The sequence below is a fragment of the Flavobacterium potami genome (assembly GCF_020026915.1).
Lineage (GTDB): Bacteria > Bacteroidota > Bacteroidia > Flavobacteriales > Flavobacteriaceae > Flavobacterium > Flavobacterium potami.
Map to the genome: position 1 here is coordinate 504941 of NZ_JAINUY010000002.1, position 19361 is coordinate 524301.

18 protein-coding genes are annotated in these 19361 nt (G+C 34.0%); 10 read left to right on the plus strand and 8 right to left on the minus strand.

The features are described from left to right. The first annotated feature begins 1 nt into the window (after position 1). Together K6T82_RS08050 and K6T82_RS08055 are read left to right on the plus strand one after the other, a co-directional pair. The gene (locus K6T82_RS08050; protein ID WP_223705421.1) at positions 2-310 is read left to right on the plus strand and encodes a DUF3817 domain-containing protein; all 309 of its coding nucleotides are present in this window, start codon (positions 2-4) and stop codon (positions 308-310) included. A 5-nt stretch (positions 311-315) separates the two neighbouring features. After that, complete coding sequence (locus K6T82_RS08055; RefSeq protein ID WP_223705422.1) at positions 316-522, plus strand: hypothetical protein; 207 nt, start codon at positions 316-318, stop codon at positions 520-522. 52 nt (positions 523-574) lie between these two features. On the opposite strand, the gene lpxD is transcribed toward K6T82_RS08055, so the two are convergent. The 3 genes from lpxD to prfB all read right to left on the minus strand — a co-directional run bounded on the left by lpxD (position 575) and on the right by prfB (position 3595). Next, positions 575-1573, minus strand: coding sequence for a UDP-3-O-(3-hydroxymyristoyl)glucosamine N-acyltransferase (gene lpxD, locus K6T82_RS08060; RefSeq protein ID WP_223705423.1), 999 nt, complete (start codon positions 1571-1573; stop codon positions 575-577). Positions 1574-1908: 335 nt separating this feature from the next. Next, positions 1909-2355 carry a peptide-methionine (R)-S-oxide reductase MsrB gene (gene msrB, locus K6T82_RS08065; RefSeq protein ID WP_223705424.1) on the minus strand — a complete coding sequence of 149 codons (447 nt, stop codon included), beginning with the start codon at positions 2353-2355 and terminating at the stop codon, positions 1909-1911. Positions 2356-2496: 141 nt separating this feature from the next. Next, positions 2497-3595, minus strand: a protein-coding gene (gene prfB, locus K6T82_RS08070) for a peptide chain release factor 2 (RefSeq protein WP_223705425.1) whose coding sequence is annotated in 2 segments (ribosomal slippage) — positions 2497-3531 and positions 3533-3595 — 1098 coding nt in all. Because the reading frame shifts where the segments join, the coding sequence is not laid out codon by codon here. A 371-nt stretch (positions 3596-3966) separates the two neighbouring features. On the opposite strand from prfB, the gene K6T82_RS08075 reads away from it, so the two are divergent. Then, positions 3967-4986 carry a threonine aldolase family protein gene (locus tag K6T82_RS08075; RefSeq protein WP_223705426.1) on the plus strand — a complete coding sequence of 340 codons (1020 nt, stop codon included), beginning with the start codon at positions 3967-3969 and terminating at the stop codon, positions 4984-4986. A 94-nt stretch (positions 4987-5080) separates the two neighbouring features. On the opposite strand, the gene K6T82_RS08080 is transcribed toward K6T82_RS08075, so the two are convergent. Then, positions 5081-5401 carry a YbaB/EbfC family nucleoid-associated protein gene (locus tag K6T82_RS08080; RefSeq protein WP_144214440.1) on the minus strand — a complete coding sequence of 107 codons (321 nt, stop codon included), beginning with the start codon at positions 5399-5401 and terminating at the stop codon, positions 5081-5083. Between the two features lie 69 nt (positions 5402-5470). Between K6T82_RS08080 and K6T82_RS08085 the strand changes: the two genes are divergently transcribed. The 4 genes from K6T82_RS08085 to K6T82_RS08100 all read left to right on the plus strand — a co-directional run bounded on the left by K6T82_RS08085 (position 5471) and on the right by K6T82_RS08100 (position 11195). Then, positions 5471-7606 carry a S9 family peptidase gene (locus K6T82_RS08085; protein WP_223705427.1) on the plus strand — a complete coding sequence of 712 codons (2136 nt, stop codon included), beginning with the start codon at positions 5471-5473 and terminating at the stop codon, positions 7604-7606. 71 nt (positions 7607-7677) lie between these two features. Further along, on the plus strand, positions 7678-8718 hold the full coding sequence (gene capA, locus K6T82_RS08090; RefSeq protein ID WP_184164601.1) for a cysteate synthase: 1041 nt from the start codon (positions 7678-7680) through the stop codon (positions 8716-8718). Positions 8719-9051: 333 nt separating this feature from the next. Further along, the gene (locus K6T82_RS08095) at positions 9052-9951 is read left to right on the plus strand and encodes a LamG domain-containing protein (RefSeq protein WP_223705428.1); all 900 of its coding nucleotides are present in this window, start codon (positions 9052-9054) and stop codon (positions 9949-9951) included. Positions 9952-10298: 347 nt separating this feature from the next. Beyond that, positions 10299-11195, plus strand: a complete 897-nt coding sequence (locus K6T82_RS08100) for a LamG domain-containing protein (RefSeq protein WP_223705429.1) — start codon at positions 10299-10301, stop codon at positions 11193-11195. 253 nt (positions 11196-11448) lie between these two features. On the opposite strand, the gene K6T82_RS08105 is transcribed toward K6T82_RS08100, so the two are convergent. The 3 genes from K6T82_RS08105 to gcvT all read right to left on the minus strand — a co-directional run bounded on the left by K6T82_RS08105 (position 11449) and on the right by gcvT (position 15680). Continuing rightward, positions 11449-12162 carry a YebC/PmpR family DNA-binding transcriptional regulator gene (locus K6T82_RS08105; protein WP_184164613.1) on the minus strand — a complete coding sequence of 238 codons (714 nt, stop codon included), beginning with the start codon at positions 12160-12162 and terminating at the stop codon, positions 11449-11451. A gap of 201 nt (positions 12163-12363) precedes the next feature. Further along, on the minus strand, positions 12364-14400 hold the full coding sequence (locus tag K6T82_RS08110; RefSeq protein WP_223705430.1) for a S41 family peptidase: 2037 nt from the start codon (positions 14398-14400) through the stop codon (positions 12364-12366). A gap of 197 nt (positions 14401-14597) precedes the next feature. After that, a complete protein-coding gene (gene gcvT / locus K6T82_RS08115; protein ID WP_223705431.1) occupies positions 14598-15680 on the minus strand; it encodes a glycine cleavage system aminomethyltransferase GcvT in 1083 nt (360 codons plus the stop codon). A 234-nt stretch (positions 15681-15914) separates the two neighbouring features. Here gcvT and K6T82_RS08120 point away from each other — a divergent pair, with 234 nt between their 5' ends. The 3 genes from K6T82_RS08120 (at position 15915) to K6T82_RS08130 (ending at position 18258) form a co-directional block, all read left to right on the plus strand. After that, positions 15915-16763: an NAD(P)H-hydrate dehydratase gene (locus K6T82_RS08120; RefSeq protein ID WP_223705432.1), complete on the plus strand. Its 849-nt coding sequence runs from the start codon at positions 15915-15917 to the stop codon at positions 16761-16763. A gap of 339 nt (positions 16764-17102) precedes the next feature. Continuing rightward, on the plus strand, positions 17103-17885 hold the full coding sequence (locus K6T82_RS08125) for a HipA family kinase (protein WP_223705433.1): 783 nt from the start codon (positions 17103-17105) through the stop codon (positions 17883-17885). Beyond that, complete coding sequence (locus K6T82_RS08130) at positions 17875-18258, plus strand: DUF3037 domain-containing protein (RefSeq protein WP_223705434.1); 384 nt, start codon at positions 17875-17877, stop codon at positions 18256-18258. Before K6T82_RS08125 ends, K6T82_RS08130 begins: the two co-directional genes overlap by 11 nt. A 296-nt stretch (positions 18259-18554) precedes the next feature. Here the strand turns inward: K6T82_RS08130 and K6T82_RS08135 are convergent, their stop codons facing one another. Next, entirely contained in the window at positions 18555-19061 is a 507-nt protein-coding gene (locus tag K6T82_RS08135; RefSeq protein WP_223705435.1) for a GNAT family N-acetyltransferase, read from the minus strand. Between the last annotated feature and the right edge of the window lie 300 nt (positions 19062-19361).

The window sequence follows — 19361 nt, forward strand, 5'->3', positions numbered from 1 at the left end:
TATGAAAAATTTACTTCAGACTAATACCGGACGTTTACGAATTATTGGATTTTTAGAAGGAACATCACTTTTAATTTTGCTTTTTATTGCAATGCCAATGAAATACATTTTTGCAATGCCATTTTTAACACGACCAGTCGGAACAATTCATGGCGCTTTGTTTTTGCTGTTTATTTTCAATACGATAAGTGTCGGTGTTGAACAGAATTGGAGATTTAAAGATACAACTTGGAAAGTACTTTTGGCTTGTATAATTCCGTTTGGGACTTTTTATATTGATTCTAAAATCTTAAGTAAAATCAATAACTGATAATTATGGTTTTTGTATTTAAAACAAACATTAATAGCCTTTCGAAAGTAAAGAAAGTTACACCAAAGCTGAATCAGTTGTTTCCGAATTCGAAATGGAATTTTGATTTGGAAGATTGTGATAATATCTTACGATTTGAATGTAAAGATGATATTATTGAAAAAGTAATTTTTTTAATGAAAGTAATTGGCTTCGAATGCGAACCTTTATAAAAGAAAAAAACAGAAGTTTTAGCTTCTGTTTTTTTATATGATTTAAATGATGCTATTTTTTAGGACTGCAAGCCATTCGTTTTAACGTTGCCCATTGTTTTAAAGCATCTCGAGCTTCAACTGCGGGATATCCTAACATGGTTTTTCCTGCGGGAACATCTCCAATTACCCCAGATCCTGCTCCAACAACAGCGCCGTCACCAATAGTAGTATGATCTTTTATAGAAGCGCTTCCTCCAATAATTACACCGTTTCCTAGCGTTACAGAACCAGCTAAACCGCTATTCCCGGCCATAATACAAAATTTACCTAATTTACTATTGTGTCCAATTTGCACTAAATTATCAATTTTGCAACCGTCTCCAAGAATTGTAGAACTGAATTTTCCGCGATCTACACAGGAGTTAGCGCCAATTTCAACTCCGTTTCCTATTATTACATTTCCAATTTGCGGAATTTTTACCAAACCTTTTTTGTCGCAAGGACGAAATCCAAATCCGTCAGCTCCGATAGTTGCATTGGGGTGAATAATGCAATCATGACCAATATGACAACGTTCACGAATTACAGTTCCTGACCAAATAGTAGTATTGTCTCCAATAGTACATTCGTCTAAAATAGTAACATTGGGATAAAGAGTTGTGTTTGCGCCAATATGAACTTTTGGTCCAATATAGCAGCCGGCACCAATTCTTGCGCCTTCTCCAATTATAGCAGTTTCATCAATAGTTGCTGTTTTATGAATGTTAGTACGAAAAACAGGAGTAGGAGGAGCAAAAAGGGCCAAAATTTGTGACATTGCCAAATCTGCATTTTTTACTTTAATAAACGCTCGGTTTTCTCCAGGCTCAATAGAAATGTCTTCATTTACAACTGCAATAGAAGCGTTGGAAGTGCACCAGTGTTTTTCGTATTTTTTGTTTCCTATAAATGAAATTTCTGAAGGTGTCGCTTTTTCCAGTTGTTCTGTTGCCGTAATGTTTTGTGAAGTAGTGCCGTAAATTTCACCATTAATAACTTCGTTAATTTCTTGAATTGAATAGGATCTCATTTATAAAATGTTAGGATATTTGGGGATTAATTTTCGCCAAATAAAATGAATTACATTTTAATTACCTAATATTTTTTTCGAGTTTAATTAATGAAAATTCAAACTAATAGTCTAAATATTACAAAATTAACATTTTAACTACTAAAAAAATGAATGTTTGTTAATGTTTTTTTCTTTTCTAAATATGAGATAAAAGACTTGTACAAGGTTTTAGTCGAGATAATATGGGTTTTGACGTAGTTTTTTTATTGATAATTAAGAACTTAAAAACTAATTTGTTAAATATTGGGCAAAAAAAAAGCGATTCACTTTTTTATAGGAATCGCTTTATTATTTTATTCTTTTACTTTATTCAAAGAGAGTGCATTAATGCAATATCGGAGACCACTTGGCGGAGGTCCATCAGGAAAAATATGACCTAAATGAGAGTCGCAAACATTACAAGTAACTTCAACACGAATCATTCCGTGCGATCTGTCTGCATGATATCCGACTGCATTTTCTTTTACAGGTTGTGTAAAAGAAGGCCATCCTGTTCCAGATTCGAATTTTTCGCTTGCATCAAACAATAAAGTACCGCAGCATTTGCATTCGTAAATTCCTGGTTCAAATAAACTACACATTTCAGAGCTAAAAGATCTTTCAGTTCCTTTTAAACGTGTTACTTGAAATTCTTCTGGAGTTAGAATCTGTTTCCATTCTGCTTCCGTTTTTTCCACTCTTTTATCTGGAGCTGGATTTCCTTTATTTGTAAAATGAATTACATCTGCCCATTTTATCATAACTTTTTGTTTTTTTGTTTCAAGTTTCAAGTTTCAGGTTTCAAGTTTCAGGTTTCAAGTTACTGTGACTGCAAACTGCGACTGTAAACTGTAAACTGTGACTGTAAACTGTGACTGTAAACTGTGACTGAACACTGAATACTATTCCTCTTCTTTCTGTCCCATCATCATCAGATAGGCTTTAAGGAAAGGATCGATATTTCCGTTCATTACACCGTCAACATCGCTGGTTTCATAACCGGTACGAACGTCTTTTACTAATTTATAAGGTTGCATTACGTAATTACGAATTTGCGAACCCCATTCAATTTTCATTTTTCCAGCTTCAATGTCAGCACGTTGCGCTTGTTGTTTCTTTAATTCGATTTCATACAATTGAGAACGAAGCATTTGCATAGCACGTTGTCTGTTGTCTTGCTGAGAACGAGTTTCAGAACATTGAATCTGAATTCCAGTTGGCTTGTGGACTAACTGAACTTTAGTTTCAACCTTATTCACGTTCTGTCCACCAGCACCACTCGAACGAGAAGTGGTGATTTCGATATCGGCAGGATTAATGTCGATTTCGATACTATCATCAACTAACGGATAAACATAAACGGATACGAAAGAAGTATGGCGTTTTGCGTTACTGTCAAATGGTGAAATACGAACCAAACGGTGAACACCGTTTTCTCCTTTTAAATAACCGAAAGAATAATCTCCTTCAAATTCTAAAGTAACAGTTTTAATTCCGGCAACGTCACCTTCTTGAAAGTTCAGCTCCTTAATTTTGTAACCATAACTTTCTCCCCACATCATGTACATACGCATTAGCATTCCTGCCCAATCACAGCTTTCGGTACCACCGGCGCCAGCAGTGATCTGAACAACGGCACTTAAACTGTCACCTTCGTCAGAAAGCATGTTTTTGAATTCGATGTTTTCAATATGAGATTGTGCTCCATTGTATTGTTCATCCAATTCTTCTACAGAAAGTTCTCCTTCTTTGTAAAAATCATAAGCAAGCTGTAATTCGTCTGTAAGAGAGACAGCTTTGTCATAATCTTCAATCCATTTTTTCTTATTTCGAAGATTTTTTACAATATTTTCGGCATCTTTAGGATTGTTCCAAAAATCTGGTGCAAAAGTTTTTTCTTCTTCGTTTGCAATTTCGATTAGCTTGGCATCAACGTCAAAGATACCTCCTCAACGCACCAAGGCGCTCCACAATACCTTTTACTTGTTCGGCTGTTGTCATAAATTAATTAATAGGTTTTAAATTTTTTAGTGAAAATTATTTGAATTGGTTTTGAACACCAGAAATAATTCTGCAACACAAAAATAATACATAGTTTTCAGAATACAGCATAAATTTATAAGTCTGTATCATTTCAAAATATAGCATTGTAAATAATTATAAATGACATTATTTAAGATGTTGAGTTTATAAATAATTAATTTACAAATCAAAAATCGTTTTTTGAATTATTAGTATTAGTTTTATATGTTTTTTGTAATAATTACGTTAATTTGGTTGTACAGTAATCGGAAGTTAAAATTTATTAAAACTTGCGATTAATAACTAACAGTAATATGTAATTTTGCTGTCCAAAAAAGATATTTTTTTATATGGAGATAAATTTAATCAGCGATACCATAACAAAGCCTACTTATGAAATGCTGCAATATATGTTCAACGCCCAAGTGGGTGATGATGTATATAAACAGGACCCAACGGTGATTGAATTGGAAAACAGAACAGCAGAATTTTTTGGTATGGAAGCTGGTCTATTTTTTCCGTCTGGAACTATGGCAAATCAAACTGCTATAAAATTGCATACGCAACCAGGCGAGCAGTTAATTGCTGATAAATATGCTCACGTTTATCATTATGAAGGAGGAGGTGTTTCTTTTAACAGTGGCGTTTCTTGCTGCCTGTTAGATGGAAATCGCGGTATGATAACAGCTGCGCAAGTTAAAGCTGCAATAAATGATCCTGAATTTTATCACAGTCCTTTAACGAGTTTGGTCTGTGTAGAAAACACGACCAATAAAGGAGGTGGCGCCTGCTATGAATTAGAAGATTTAAAAGAAATAAAAAAAGTTTGTGATGCCAATAATCTAAAGTTCCACTTAGACGGAGCAAGAATTTGGAATGCACTAGTTGCTAAGAGACAAAATCCGAGAGAATTTGGTGCTATTTTCGATACTATTTCAGTTTGTTTATCAAAAGGATTGGGTGCTCCAATTGGTTCAGTTTTGCTTGGAAGTAAAGCTGATATTTACAGAGCGTTGAGAATCAGAAAGATACTTGGTGGAGGAATGCGTCAAGTTGGTTATTTAGCAGCGGCTGGATTGTATGCTTTGGCTCATAATATTGAAAGACTGGCAGAAGATCACCGCAGGGCAAAAGAAATTGCGAAAATCTTAAGCACAAAACAATGGATTGCCTCTATTGAGCCAGTAGAAACAAATATTTTGATTTTCTCGCTCGCAGAAGGGTATAGCGACCAATTATTAATAGAGAAATTAAAACAGAAAAATATCCTTATAAGCTCGTTAGGGCATAATAAACTTCGCATTGTAACGCATTTAGATTATAAGGAAGTAATGCATACATATGTTTTAGAAACACTTTCGAAGTTTTGAAAAAAGGTACAAAGTAACAAAGCGGCAAAGGTTCAGAGGGTTTTATCAAAGCTTTTAAATCTTTGTCCCTCTGAACCTTTGAGTCTTTTGTTCCTTATTTAAACAAATTATCCATTCCAGGAATAGACGGCATATCCATTCTAGCAACAGCGTCTAATTCTCTTTCGTTTACATTTGTAGCTTTTTCTATGGCTTTGTTTAAAGTTACGATTAAGTAATCTTCCAATTGCTCTTTATCTTCTAGTAAAGAATCATCAATAGAAATTGTTTTTATTTTTCGGCTTGCTGTAATTGTAATTTTTAATAATCCGTCAGCGCTTTGTTCATCAATCAAAACAGTATCTAAGCGCTTTTTTGTATCTTCAATTTTTTGTTGGGTTTCTTTCAATTTACCCATCATTCCCATTAAATCCATTTTTGTTGATTTTTTAAATTATTTCAGACAAAATTAGTATATTGCTATGGTAATTCAATAGAATATTTTATGAAAAAATTAATTCTCTTCTATTGGGTTTGTGCTATTTTTGCGATTCCATATTTAAAAATTAATGCTCAATCAATGCAAAATGATATAAAAGCCCCAAAAGCTAACATTATTCCAAAAACATTAAAAAAACACAAAGAATCTAGGATTGACAACTACTTTTGGCTGAATGACCGTGAAAATTCTGAGGTGATAGATTACCTAAATCAGGAAAATTCTTATTATGAGAGTATGACTTCTCATACCAAAGAATTAAAGGATAATCTGTTCGAAGAAATGAAAGCAAGAATTAAAGAAGATGATTCTTCTGTTCCTTATTTCTACAACGGATATTTTTATATAACCCGTTTTGAGACAGGTCAGGATTATCCAATTTTTGCCAGAAAAAAAGGAAGCCTTTCTGCAGATGAAGAAATTCTCTTTAATTGTAATGAAATGGCAAAAGGACATGCTTACTTCAAGTTAGGAGGTTTAAGTATCAGCCCTGATAATAAATTTGCCAGTTTTGGAGTAGATATTGTTGGAAGAAGGATTTATACCATTCAGATTAAAAACTTAGAAACTGGAGAAATTTTAGAGGATAAAGTAAGCAATGTTACGGGCGCTTCAGTTTGGGCAAATGATAACAATACCATTTTTTATGTTAGACAAGATGAAACCACATTAAGAGCAGATAAGGTTTTTAGACATAAATTAAATACTTCATCTGAAAAAGATGTTTTGGTTTATGATGAAACAGATGATACTTTTAATGTTTCCATCAGTAAAGAAAAATCAAGAAAGTATATTGTTATCGGTTCTGGAAGTACCTTGACAACAGAATATAGAATTTTGAATTCGAATGATCCGGATGGAGAATTTGTTGTTTTTCAACCACGTGTACGCGGATTAGAATACAGCATTTCTCATTATGAGGATTCGTTTTATGTTTTAACGAATAAAGACAAGGCGACGAACTTCAAATTAATGAAAACGCCTGAAAACAAAACCGGAAAGAAAAACTGGGTAGATCTTATTCCGCACAGAGAAGATGTTTTGTTGGAAGATATTGAAATCTTTAAAAACTATTTAGTTGTAGAAGAGCGTTCAAACGGTCTAAATCATATACGTATCATGCCATGGAATGGAGAACCTGATTATTATCTTCCTTTTGGTAGTGAAACGTACAATGCATACACGACGACGAATGTTGATTTTGATACCGATATTTTGCGTTACAGCTATCAGTCATTGGCGACTCCGTCTTCTGTAATTGATTTTAATATGAAGACTAAAATCAAAGAAATCCTGAAAGAGCAGCAGGTTTTAGGCGGAAAATTTGATAAGAATAATTACATCGAAGAACGAGTTTGGGCAACAGCAAGAGATGGTGTAAAAGTGCCAATTTCTATGGTCTACAGAAAAGGATTAGAGAAAAATGGTAAAAATCCGTTGCTGCTTTATGCTTACGGTTCGTACGGAATTACGATGGATACTTATTTCTCTTCAACAAGATTATCGCTCTTAGACCGCGGATTTGTTTATGCAATTGCTCATATTAGAGGAGGAGAAGATTTAGGAAGACAATGGTATGAAGATGGAAAACTGTTAAAAAAGAAAAATACCTTTACAGATTTCATCGATTGCTCTAAATTTGTAATAGATCAAAAGTATACATCTCCTGAACATTTATATGCAGAAGGAGGGTCTGCTGGCGGACTTTTAATGGGAGTTATTGTTAATGAAGCTCCGGAATTATATAATGGCGTTATTGCTCAGGTGCCTTTTGTAGATGTAATTACCACAATGCTGGATGACAGCATTCCGCTTACAACTGGAGAGTATGACGAATGGGGTAACCCAAACAATAAAAAATATTATGATTATATGTTGTCGTATTCACCTTATGACAATGTAAAAGCACAGGAATATCCTAATATGTATGTGTCTACCGGATTACACGATTCGCAGGTACAATACTGGGAGCCAGCTAAATGGGTTGCGAAATTGCGAGATTTAAAAACAAATGACAAACTTTTGTTTTTGGATACGAACATGGATGCGGGTCATGGCGGGGCTTCGGGACGTTTTGAGGCTTTGAAAGACTTAGCAAAAGAATTTAGTTTTTTATTAGATTTAGAAAAAATTAAAAGCTAATTAGATTTTTTTTGTTAAATTTGCAACCTATCAAGGTTAATTTAAAAAGACCTTTGATTAACTATTTTTTTATGAAAGAAGAAATAACCGCTTATAATAATGTTTTAGAGTTAATAGGTAACACCCCGCTTATTAAACTAAATAAAATTACCGAGGAGTTAGAAGGAAATTTCTACGCAAAGGTAGAGGCTTTCAACCCAGGTCATTCCTCAAAAGACAGAATAGCGTTATATATTATTGAAGAAGCCGAGAAAAAAGGAATTCTTTCTCCGGGAGATACCATTATTGAAACAACATCTGGAAACACAGGTTTTAGTTTGGCAATGGTAAGTATTATTAAAGGTTACAATTGTATTTTAGCTGTAAGTTCAAAATCGTCGAAAGATAAAATTGACATGCTAAGAAGTTTAGGGGCTAAGGTCTATGTCTGTCCGGCTCACGTTTCTGCAGATGATGAAAGATCATACTATAATGTAGCAAAACGTTTACACGAAGAAACTAAAGGATCAGTCTACATTAATCAATATTTTAACCAATTGAATATTGATGCTCACTACAACACTACAGGTCCAGAAATTTGGGAACAGACAAAAGGACAAATCACACACTTAATCGCTTGCAGCGGAACAGGAGGAACTATCTCTGGAACTGCAAAATTCTTAAAAGAAAAAAATCCAAATATTAGAATCCTGGGGGTTGATGCTTTTGGATCTGTGTTGAAAAAATACCACGAAACAAAAGAATTCGACAGTAAAGAAATTTACCCATATCGTATTGAAGGTTTAGGTAAAAACTTAATTCCATCTGCTACGGATTTTGATATCATTGATAAATTCATGAAAGTAACCGACGAAGAAAGTGCACACTCGGCAAGAGAAATCACTAGAAAAGAAGGTTTATTTGTTGGATATACTTCTGGAGCAGTAATGCAGGCTATTAAACAGTATGCTGAAGAAGGAGAATTTACAAAAGACAGCAATATTATTGCAATTTTCCCAGATCATGGTTCTCGCTACATGAGTAAAGTATTTAGCGATGACTGGATGAATGAACAAGGTTTCTTCGATAGTGTTAATGAAGAAGAAGCACAAAAAATTGAATTCGTTAAGTAAATAAAATTACTTTAAAAATAATAAAACTCCATTCGAACTATCGAATGGAGTTTTTGTTTTTAGGATAAAAATGATTTAGATGTGAATAGGAGTATTTTACTAATTTACCGTATTTATACGTAAGATATTGTTAATCTGTTTGAAATAAACTTATAATTTTAATAATATTAAATTAAAAGTGCAAAATGCTTTTTGACGATAAAAATCATTATCATTTGTTATTTTAACGAGTATTTAGGTAAGTTGTCGGAATTTTTTTCGTCGAAATTCATAATAATCTAGTTTAGCAGTGTTAAAATAACCAAAGTTGTTTAATCCCAAAATCTAACTATTATGAAAAAATCACTACTTACATTATTGTTTGTATGTTATTTGAATGTTAATGCACAAACACCAATTCAGGAATTTAACTTTAATGGTACTTTAAACAATACCGCAAATACAATCTCATTTATGGGGTCCGACAATTTTGTTACCGATAGGGCAGGAGTTGTAAAAGGAGCTCAACGATTAAATAATAAAGCTCTTGAAGCTGTAATCGATAATCTTCCACAAGGAAGAGCCGCAAGAACAATTAGTATCTGGGTAAAGTTTAATGATATTGCTAGTGCAAATTATATCTGGGGCTACGGAAATGCATATAATGCACAATATTGTGGCATATTGCAACAAGGAACGGCTACTTCTAACTCAGATTTGAGTTTGGCAGCTTGGGGAGCTTCTAATGACGTTATCGTCTCTACGCCGCTTGAAAAGTATGTGTGGTACAATTATACCATTACATATGAGGGTGTAACTTCCAGAATATACCGTGACGGAAAACTATTGAAATATCTTGAAGGTATGGCAAGGTCTACAAATGGAAATGTTTTTAGATTAGGCGAGATCAATACCACAATTGGAATTAATGCTGATATTGATGATCTAAAAATTTATGATTACGCCATGACGCCAGACCAAGTTAAAGATTTGTATGAAAAAGAAAAACCTGTACTTCCGGTGTCTACAGCTTCAATTGAGCAAAAAGCAACTGTAGTAAAGGGGAAAGTAGTAAAACAAACGAGTGGAGCAATTATAACTTCAAGTGATGTAAACACTACTAAGAATGTTGAGATCTATTCGCAAGGACAAAAATTGGTAGGAGGAAATGCAATGAATATTAATGATCTTCCAGAAGGAACTTACTTGTTGAAAATTAGCAGCGGTCCATCTAAAAAAATAACTTCCAAATAATAGCTTTACTTAATTTTTAAATATTAGTTTTTATTGCGCAAGCAATCAAGTTTTTTGAATAGTAAAAGAAAAGTCTTCAGAAAATTCTGAAGACTTTTTTGATTGTACTGGTCTGAAAATTTTAAATATTTTTATAAAACATCGTTATAAGGCGTGTAGATTATTTTTTGTGAGAATTCGATATTTATGTGTAGGAATTGTTTGGTGATGCTGAATTAAAATTATAGTTTTAACAAAAAATATGAAAATAATAAAGTGAAATTTGGAAACGCAAATACGCATTATGAAATTTTATATTAATGCTATTTGCCCAATAAAATCCATTTATCCTGATAAAAGCTATAAATATGAAAAAAATATTACTCACTTTAATGTTTGTAAGTTTTTTAAATGCAAATGCACAAAATCCTGTGCAGGAATTTAATTTCAACGGAAATTTAAGTAGTGCTGATAATACAATTTCTTTTTTAGGCACTCCAACTTATGTAAATGACCGTTTAGGTGTTCCAAAAGGAGCTTTGCGACTCACAAATAAAGCTCTTCAGGCCGTTGTGGGTGAACTTCCGCAAGGTAATAAGCCCAAAACAATTTCTCTTTGGATAAAATTTAATGCTGTAAATACAGCTAATTATATTTTTAATTATGGAGCTCCCGTTAATGGACAATATTTTGCATTATTACAACAGCCGGCAGTAGCAGGTAATTCTGATGTAAGTTTGGTTGGATGGGGAGATGCAAATAATGTGGTAGCGAATGTTCCGCTTGCAAAAGATACCTGGTATATGTACAGTGTAACTTATGATGGAAATATTTCGAAAATCTACCGAAATGGAGAATTATTAAAGGTTGTAGAAGGCATTCAGCGTTCTGCAAAAGGTTATATTTTAAGTCTTGGAAAATTAAATACAACAACGACAATAAATGCTGATATTGATGATTTTAAGTTGTATAGTGTTGCTATGACAGACGAACAAGTGTTAGAGGCTTATAATAGTTCAAAACCTGCAACTGTCGCAGTCGCACAAACCACACCGGTTTCTAATACTGCTAAAAAAGCTACTCCTGCTCCTGCAAAAACAGTAGCTCCAGTTGTTGCAGCATCTGCTGAAACAAATAAAGGTGCAAAAAACATTGAAGTCTACTCTGAGGGGAAAAGAATTATGGAAACTAACACCATTAATATTGGCGATTTGCCTGATGGAACTTATTTAATTAAAGTAACCAATTCAGGTACCAAAAAATAGTTATAAATAAAAAGCCTTCTGAATTTCAGAAGGCTTTTTATTAGCTAATAACACTAATTACAATAAATAAGATTACAAGTGCTATTACAGCAAATTTCATAAATTTTGAGGACTGCATAAATGTAGGTTTTAAATTAATTTATTTCTGATATCAGCAAATATAATTTTTTTATTGAATTTAAAAAGTTAAAGTTCATAAAAACAAAAAAGCTCTAGAAAATCCAGAGCTTTTGTATATTCAATAAAGAAAAAACTATGATTCTTGCATAGTATGATAAACGTTCATAACGTCATCATCTTCTTCGATTTTTTCTATTAGTTTTTCAACATCAGCAATTTGAGCTTCTGTTAATTCTTTTGTAATTTGTGGAATACGCTCAAAACCAGAAGATAAGATTTCAAGACCTCTGTTCTCTAATTCTTTTTGGATTGCACCAAAGCTACCAAAAGGAGCATAGATTAAGATTCCGTCTTCGTCTTCAAAAACTTCCTCAGCACCAAAATCGATTAATTCTAGTTCCAATTCCTCAGCGTCAAGTCCGTTATTAGCGATTCTGAAGTTGCAAGTGTGATCAAACATAAATTCAACAGAACCTTGAGTTCCCATTGTACCGTTGCATTTGTTGAAATAACTACGAATATTTGCTACAGTTCTGTTATTGTTGTCAGAAGCCGTTTCAATTAAGATTGCAATTCCGTGAGGTGCATATCCTTCAAACAAAATCTCTTTATAGTTGGCAGTATCTTTGTTACTTGCGTTTTTAATTGCGCGCTCCACATTGTCCTTAGGCATATTTGCGGCTTTCGCATTTTGTATAACAGCTCTTAATCTAGAATTGGCATCTGGGTTTGGTCCGCCTTCTTTAACAGCCATTACGATATCTTTACCAATTCTGGTAAATGTTTTGGCCATTGCAGACCAACGTTTCATTTTTCTTCCTTTTCTAAATTCGAACGCTCTTCCCATTTCTAATTTTTAGTTTTGTGATGCAAAAATAAGGTTTTCCTAATTTTTACAAAAACAAAACAATTCTTTTTTATTGAATGTTTTTAAGTTTTTTGAGTTTCAAGTTTCAGGTTTCAAGTTGGTTTGCCAGAGCAAAGTTTCAAGTTTAGTTCAACCTGAAACTTGAAACTTGAAACCTGAAACCTGAAACCTGAAACAAAACTATTTTATCCCTCCATTAAATTCGTTAATAATATTTACGGCTTCATTTAGATATGGATTTGTTTTAAGATTGTCCATTTGATATTGATTAATCGTTTTATCGGTAGGATAAGCCCCTAATAGAAATTGATTGATACTAGAATTGTAAACGTCAAGAGGATTATTCTCATCATTAAAAGTGTTGATTTCCGTCCAAAGCGCATCAAATGTTTTTTTCTGTTTAAAAACAGCGTCTAAGGTCATAGGAAGTTCCGCTTTTGGAGTATTGACCAACTGATCAATTTTGAGATTGATTTTTTTGATATTATTAAAGAAATAATTGTCTGCAAGTCTTGCCGTACTATTTTTGGCAATTTTATCAATTAGATTACGCTTTACATAAGTTCTGTATTTCAGAAAGGGCTCGATGCTGTCATTTTTCATAGCGGTCGGAAAATCACTTTCTTTCTGGTAAATATCTTCGTAAAATTCAGGCAAAACCACATCCGGTTTTACGCCTACAAATTGATGACTTTTTCCGGTAATTCTATAAAACTTATTAATTGTGATTTTCAAGAAATCGGTATTTTTTTCTTCGTCAAGCGGAAGAATGGTCTGCATTGTTGCTTTGCCAAGCGTATTGCTGCCTAATAGTAAAGCGCGATTGTAATCTTGCATGATCGAAGCAAAAAATTCACTAGCAGAAGCCGTATTGCTATTAACTAAAACTACAATTGGACCACGGTAAATTACCCCTTTTATAGGATCCTGAATAACCACTTTTTCTTTTTTATTGTCGACTACAATCGAAATTGGGCCAGAATCTACAAACATTCCTGCTAGTTTTATAGCTTCTTCCATAGAACCTCCTCCATTATCAATTAAATCGATAACAAGTCCCTTCATATTATCTCTTTCCAGCTTTATTATTTCGCGTGCAACATCGTCGGCACAGCCTTTTCTACTGTTTCCATCTAAATCGGCATAAAAACTTGGAATTTTTATGTAGCCAATTTTACTTTCTTTACCAATCATAAAACTAAAAACCGAGTTTTCCTCGTCTTTCATCACTTGTTTTTCAATATATACATCAAAACTTTTTCCAGAATTGCGTTTTAAAGTTAAAGTGATGTGCTTATTGGTTTCCGATAAAATCATGGTCGAAATAGATTCTAATGATGAACAAGAGACCTGTAATGTTTCTTTTTGATTAGAAATGGAAATAATCTGATCGCCTTTTTTTATTTGACCCGTCTGATACGCCGGACCGTTTGGGTCTACCTCATCAATAATGATTTCATTTTTCTCGTTTAAATTGACAGTCATCCCAAGAGACAGATGCTCCTTAGATAAAGAAGCCATAAAACTGTTTTTAGAATCATCACTAAAATAAGCCGTATGTGGATCAAAATAAGTACAGAAGAAATTATAAAACTTCTCCTCCTGTTTTGTATTAGAATCTAATAAAGTGGTGAAACGACAGATTTCATTGGTCAGAATCTTATTTTTTGCAACAGCTTCAATAGATTTGAAATTGGTTTTTAAAGAATCCAGATTGTCACTCATATCCGCAATATCATCTAGTATTTGATAACGTAGTTTTTTAATCCAGACTTTTTCTATGTCTTCTTTTTTTAAGTAAAAGGAAAAAGATTTTTTATAAAATCGAATTGTATCTTTTTTGGCGTAATCAATCGGGACATTCTGAATTTTTTCCAATACTTTTTTAGTTCGTATAAGACCATTTACATAATTAGATTTGATATCGTTAAGAAAACTACAGTCGTTTTTTAGAATTAGATCATCTAAGTTGTAACGATATTTTTGAGCCATTTCATCATATTCGCTTTTAAGAAAAATATTGCGCGAAGGATCTAATTCGTTAATGAGATTATCAAAAACGAAAACAGATAAACTGTCATCAACAGGTTTTGGTCTAAAATGTTCCGCTTGAACTAGGACATTTATTTTGTTTACTATTTCACAAGTTTCAGCGTTGTTCTGACCAAAAATCAAAGTTGAAGTCAGCAAAAAAAGGAGTAGTGAAATCTTTTTCATAAACCGAAATTCAATGTTTATGATTAAAGTTACACTAATTTTTTTACAAAAGACCGTATTTTTAATGAAATATCGACGACTAAAAGCATTTCATGGTTAAACGGATAATTGAAAAAGATTAATCCCTTTTTTTATTTAAAGACAAAAAAAAATGCATTACAAACGTAATGCATTCCTTGTAGTATAAATTGGAAAAACTATTTCTTATAAAAAGGTAATTTTACCACTTTTGCAGCAACATCATTTTTTCTGATTCTGATGAAAATATCACTATCAACGGCACTATTGGCAACTGTAACATAACCTAAACCAATACCTTTATTCATAGAAGGTGACATAGTTCCAGACGTTACAATTCCTATAACTTCTCCCGAAGCGTCAACAATTTCATAATCATGTCTTGGTACAGCACGTTCCTGCATTTCAAAAGCTACTAATTTTCTTGTAACACCAGCTTCTTTTTGTTTTTTAAGCGCTTCAGAATTAGTGAAATCTTTAGTAAATTTCGTAATCCATCCTAAACCAGCTTCAAGAGGAGAGGTAGTATCGTTAATATCATTTCCGTAAAGACAGAATCCCATTTCCAAACGCAAAGTATCACGTGCAGCAAGACCAATTGGTTTAATACCATAAGAAGCACCAGCTTCAAAAACCTTGTTCCAGATTTGCTCTACCTCATTATTTTTACAGTAAATTTCAAATCCGCCAGAGCCAGTATATCCTGTAGCAGAAATAATTACATGTTCGATTCCGGCAAAATCACCCACTTCAAAATGGTAATACGTAATCGCAGAAAGATCAACAGAAGTCAAAGACTGCATAGCTTCAACCGCTTTTGGACCTTGAATCGCTAAAAGAGAATAATCATCAGAAAGATTTCTCATTTCAACTCCCAAATCATTGTGAGACGAAATCCAGTTCCAGTCTTTTTCAATATTCGAAGCATTTACAACTAGCAAATATTGCTCTTCTTTCATTTTATAAATAATCAAATCGTCAACAATTCCGCCTTCATTATTAGGAAGACAAGAATATTGCGCTCTTCCAATTGTCAAAGTAGATGCATCGTTTGAAGTTACTTTTTGAATCAAAGCCAAAGCATTTGGACCCGTTAACAAAAATTCACCCATATGCGAAACATCAAAAACGCCCACGCCGTTACGAACTGTTTCATGTTCAGCATTAACCCCTTCATAAGTAATAGGCATGTTATAACCCGCAAAAGGAAGCATTTTCGCTCCTAAACCTTCATGTATGTGCGTAAGCGCAGTATTTTTCATTGTGTTGTTTTATAAAATTGTTTTGCAAATCTATTCAAAAAATATCTAATTAAGATGTCTTAAATTATAAATTTCGCAATAATTAGGAGCTATTTCCTGCTATCCGCTATATCTTTTGCTTTTTAAAGAAAAAAGCAAAAGGATGCCGCTCCTATCAGGGCTAGAGGTTTAGGTTTCAAAAGAACGATCGGGATTTCAAAATTTTATGTAACTTTAGTTGATAAAAGCGTTCAGATGAAATCACCGTATTTAATCAATAAAGAAGAAATTCTAAAATTATACAAGCCAATAGATTCCAAAGCACACAAGGGAACACAAGGTCACGCAGTGATTATTGCCGGAAGTTACGGCAAAATAGGAGCAGGAGTTTTAGCTTCAAAATCCTGCCTAAAATCTGGGTGCGGACTCGTAACAACTTTTATCCCTAAATGCGGTTATCAAATCCTTCAAATTTCCATTCCCGAAGTCATGACCGTAACTGATGAAAACACCAATTTCATTACCAACATTCATTTACCACTAATTCCGCAAGCTGTCGGAATTGGTCCAGGAATAGGAAAGGAGCTCGGAACGCAAAAAGCCTTATTTGAGTTTTTAAGAATAAACAAAGCACCTTTGGTTCTAGATGCCGATGCTTTAAATATCATTTCTGAAAATTTATCTTGGTTGGAATTAGTTCCCGAAGACACGATTTTAACACCGCATCCAAAAGAATTAGAACGCCTAGTTGGAAAATGGAATTCAGAATCAGAGAAATTTCAAAAAACAATCGCTTTTTCAGAAAAGTACAAAGTCATTGTCGTCATGAAAGGCGCCCCGACATTCATCATAAACAGAACTTCAGTTTACGAAAACACAAGCGGAAACGCAGCATTAGCAACCGCAGGAAGTGGCGATGTCTTAACCGGAATCCTCACAAGTCTTTTAGCACAAGGTTACGAACCCAAATACGCATCCAAAATGGGAGTTTATTTGCATGGTTTAACAGCAGATTTAGCTTTCCCTAAAACTGGTTACGAATCTTTTACAGCTTCAACGATTATTAAATATCTTGGAAAAGCTTTTCTTGAATTAGATAATTAGGAAATGTGCCAATTAGATAATTTTTGCGAACCGTTTTGTCCTCCTGAGCGAAGTCGAAGGATCACAAGTAGTTAGGCAAAGAAATTAACTGTTGAGGAATAACTTTGCGGTCCTTCGACTTCGCTCAGGAAGACATAAAATGAGAATATGCTCTACGATCTTAAAAAGCAAAGCAATCTTAAAAAAAACTTAGCGCTCTTTGCGAAAAACCTTTGCGAACTTTGCGTTACGATAAACTTTTCAATAAAAAAATCTAAAATCAAAAAATCGTAAGTTTGTAACGTCAAAGATTAGAAACTTAGCAACTCAGTTTCTTAGCATCTTAGAATCTTTAAAAAAATGAAAAACAACTTCGATCTCAGAACGGTAAACGTTACCCGTTATATAACCCCATTACGCGAAGGCGGTTCCTTGCCAGCCCTAGCAGAAGCCGACGACGATTTTAAATACGTCTTAAAATTTAGAGGTGCCGGACATGGCGTAAAAGCCCTAATTGCCGAATTAGTAGGCGGACAAATCGCAAAAGCTTTAAAACTACAACTACCAGAATTAGTTTTCGCCAACCTCGATGAAGCTTTCGGAAGAACCGAAGCCGACGAAGAAATTCAAGATTTATTACAAGGAAGTCAGGGATTAAACTTAGCGCTTCACTTTTTATCTGGCGCGATAACTTTCGATCCGGCTGTTACAACAGTAGATGCAAAATTAGCTTCACAGATTGTTTGGCTAGACGCTTATATCACAAACGTAGACAGAACTTTCAGAAACACGAATATGCTAATTTGGCATAAAGAATTATGGCTGATTGATCATGGAGCGTGTTTGTATTTTCATCATTCCTGGAACAATTGGGAACAACATGCAAAAAGTCCGTTTGCGTTGATAAAAGATCACGTTTTATTGCCACAAGCTTCAATGTTGAAAGAAGTCGATGCCGAATTTAAAGCGATTTTGAAACCAGAAATTTTAGAAGAAATTGTCAATACAATTCCGCTAGACTGGTTGCAATGGGAAGATGCAGACGAAACGCCAGAAGGATTGCGAAATGTGTATTTGCAATTTTTAAAGACAAGATTAGCCAATTCAGAAATTTTTGTAAATCAGGCTCAAAATGCAAGATAATCACTTATACGAATATGCTGTGATTCGTGTTGTGCCAAGGGTAGAGCGCGAAGAATTCCTGAATATCGGAATCATTTTGTTTTGCAAAAAAGCCAAATTTATAAAGGTTCTTTTTCATTTGAATAAAGAAAGAATAGAAGCCCTTTCTGCCGATTTCGACATCGAACAGCTAGAATGCAATTTAACTTCATTAGTAAAAATAGCAAACGGAGCAAAAGACGGCGGTCCAATCGCCGAATTTGAAATTCCAGAGCGTTTTCGCTGGTTAACAGCCATTAGAAGTTCGGCAATTCAAACTTCAAGGCCTCATCCGGGTTTATGTCTGGATTTGGAGAAAACGATTCAGAGACTATTTGAAGAACTGGTTCTTTAAGAGGTTCAAAGGGACATAGGTTCAGAGGCACAAAGGTTTTCTGTAGAGACGCACTGCTGTGCGTCTAACACAATACAATATTTTTTCCCCAATCTTGTCATTTCGACGAAGGAGAAATCACACTCGTAAATCGACAAAGATGATGATTCGCTTTGCAGAGTTTCTAGTGTAGATTTGCTTCGCCTGTTCGCTATCGCTCGGGTCTCCTTCGTCGAAATGACAAACTACACGGTAACTTTGTCAAAAAAATCTTTGCGAACCTTGCGTAATTCCTTGCGTCCTTTGCGGTTAAATTCTCAAAGCTTTTTCTCCAAATAAATAAACTCCAAAGGAACTGCAGAAACCGTAACATGAATTTCACTTTCAGGAAAAGCCTCACGTTCGCCCGTATCCACATAACCATGACGTTTATACCACGCAATAAGTTCCTCACGAACCGAAATAACTGTCATAATAATACTCGATATTCCCAAAGATTCAGCATGAATTTCAGCTTCCGCTAAAAGTTTTTTACCGATTCCACTGTTTTGAAGTTCTGGGGAAACCGTAAGCATTCCTAAATACAATTGATGTCCTTTTTCTACCAATAGAACCGAACCGATAATTTTATTGTTTTCAGTAAACTTTAGAACCGTATTTTTTGGATCCAGAAATATTTCCTTCATTTCCTGTTCGTCGGTTCTTTTTCCTTCTAGTAAATGCGCTTCTGTTGTCCAACCTTTTTTAGAAGTTTCGCCTCTGTAAGCGGAGTTGATTAAAAGGGTTAATGCTGGAATATCTTCGAGTAATGCTTTTGTAATCATGTTGTAGAGTAAAAAAATGAATTGCCTACAGCTTTAGCTGTGGGAGACAAAGTTATAGTAGAAAATGGCTTTAGCCTAATCTTTTGTATTTTTTGGCTAAAGCCCGATATATCTAAAAAAGAAAACCTCCAGCTAAAGCTGAAGGCGAATCAAATTATATATCTTAAGTTTTTGTTTCAATAAATTATGACGCAGTTTTCAGTTTTCTATTAATCAAATAACAATAAACGAAGTGCGAAGATAGAACTAATGTCATGCCAATATTCCAATAAATTTCAAAGTAGGCAAAGGCATTGTACA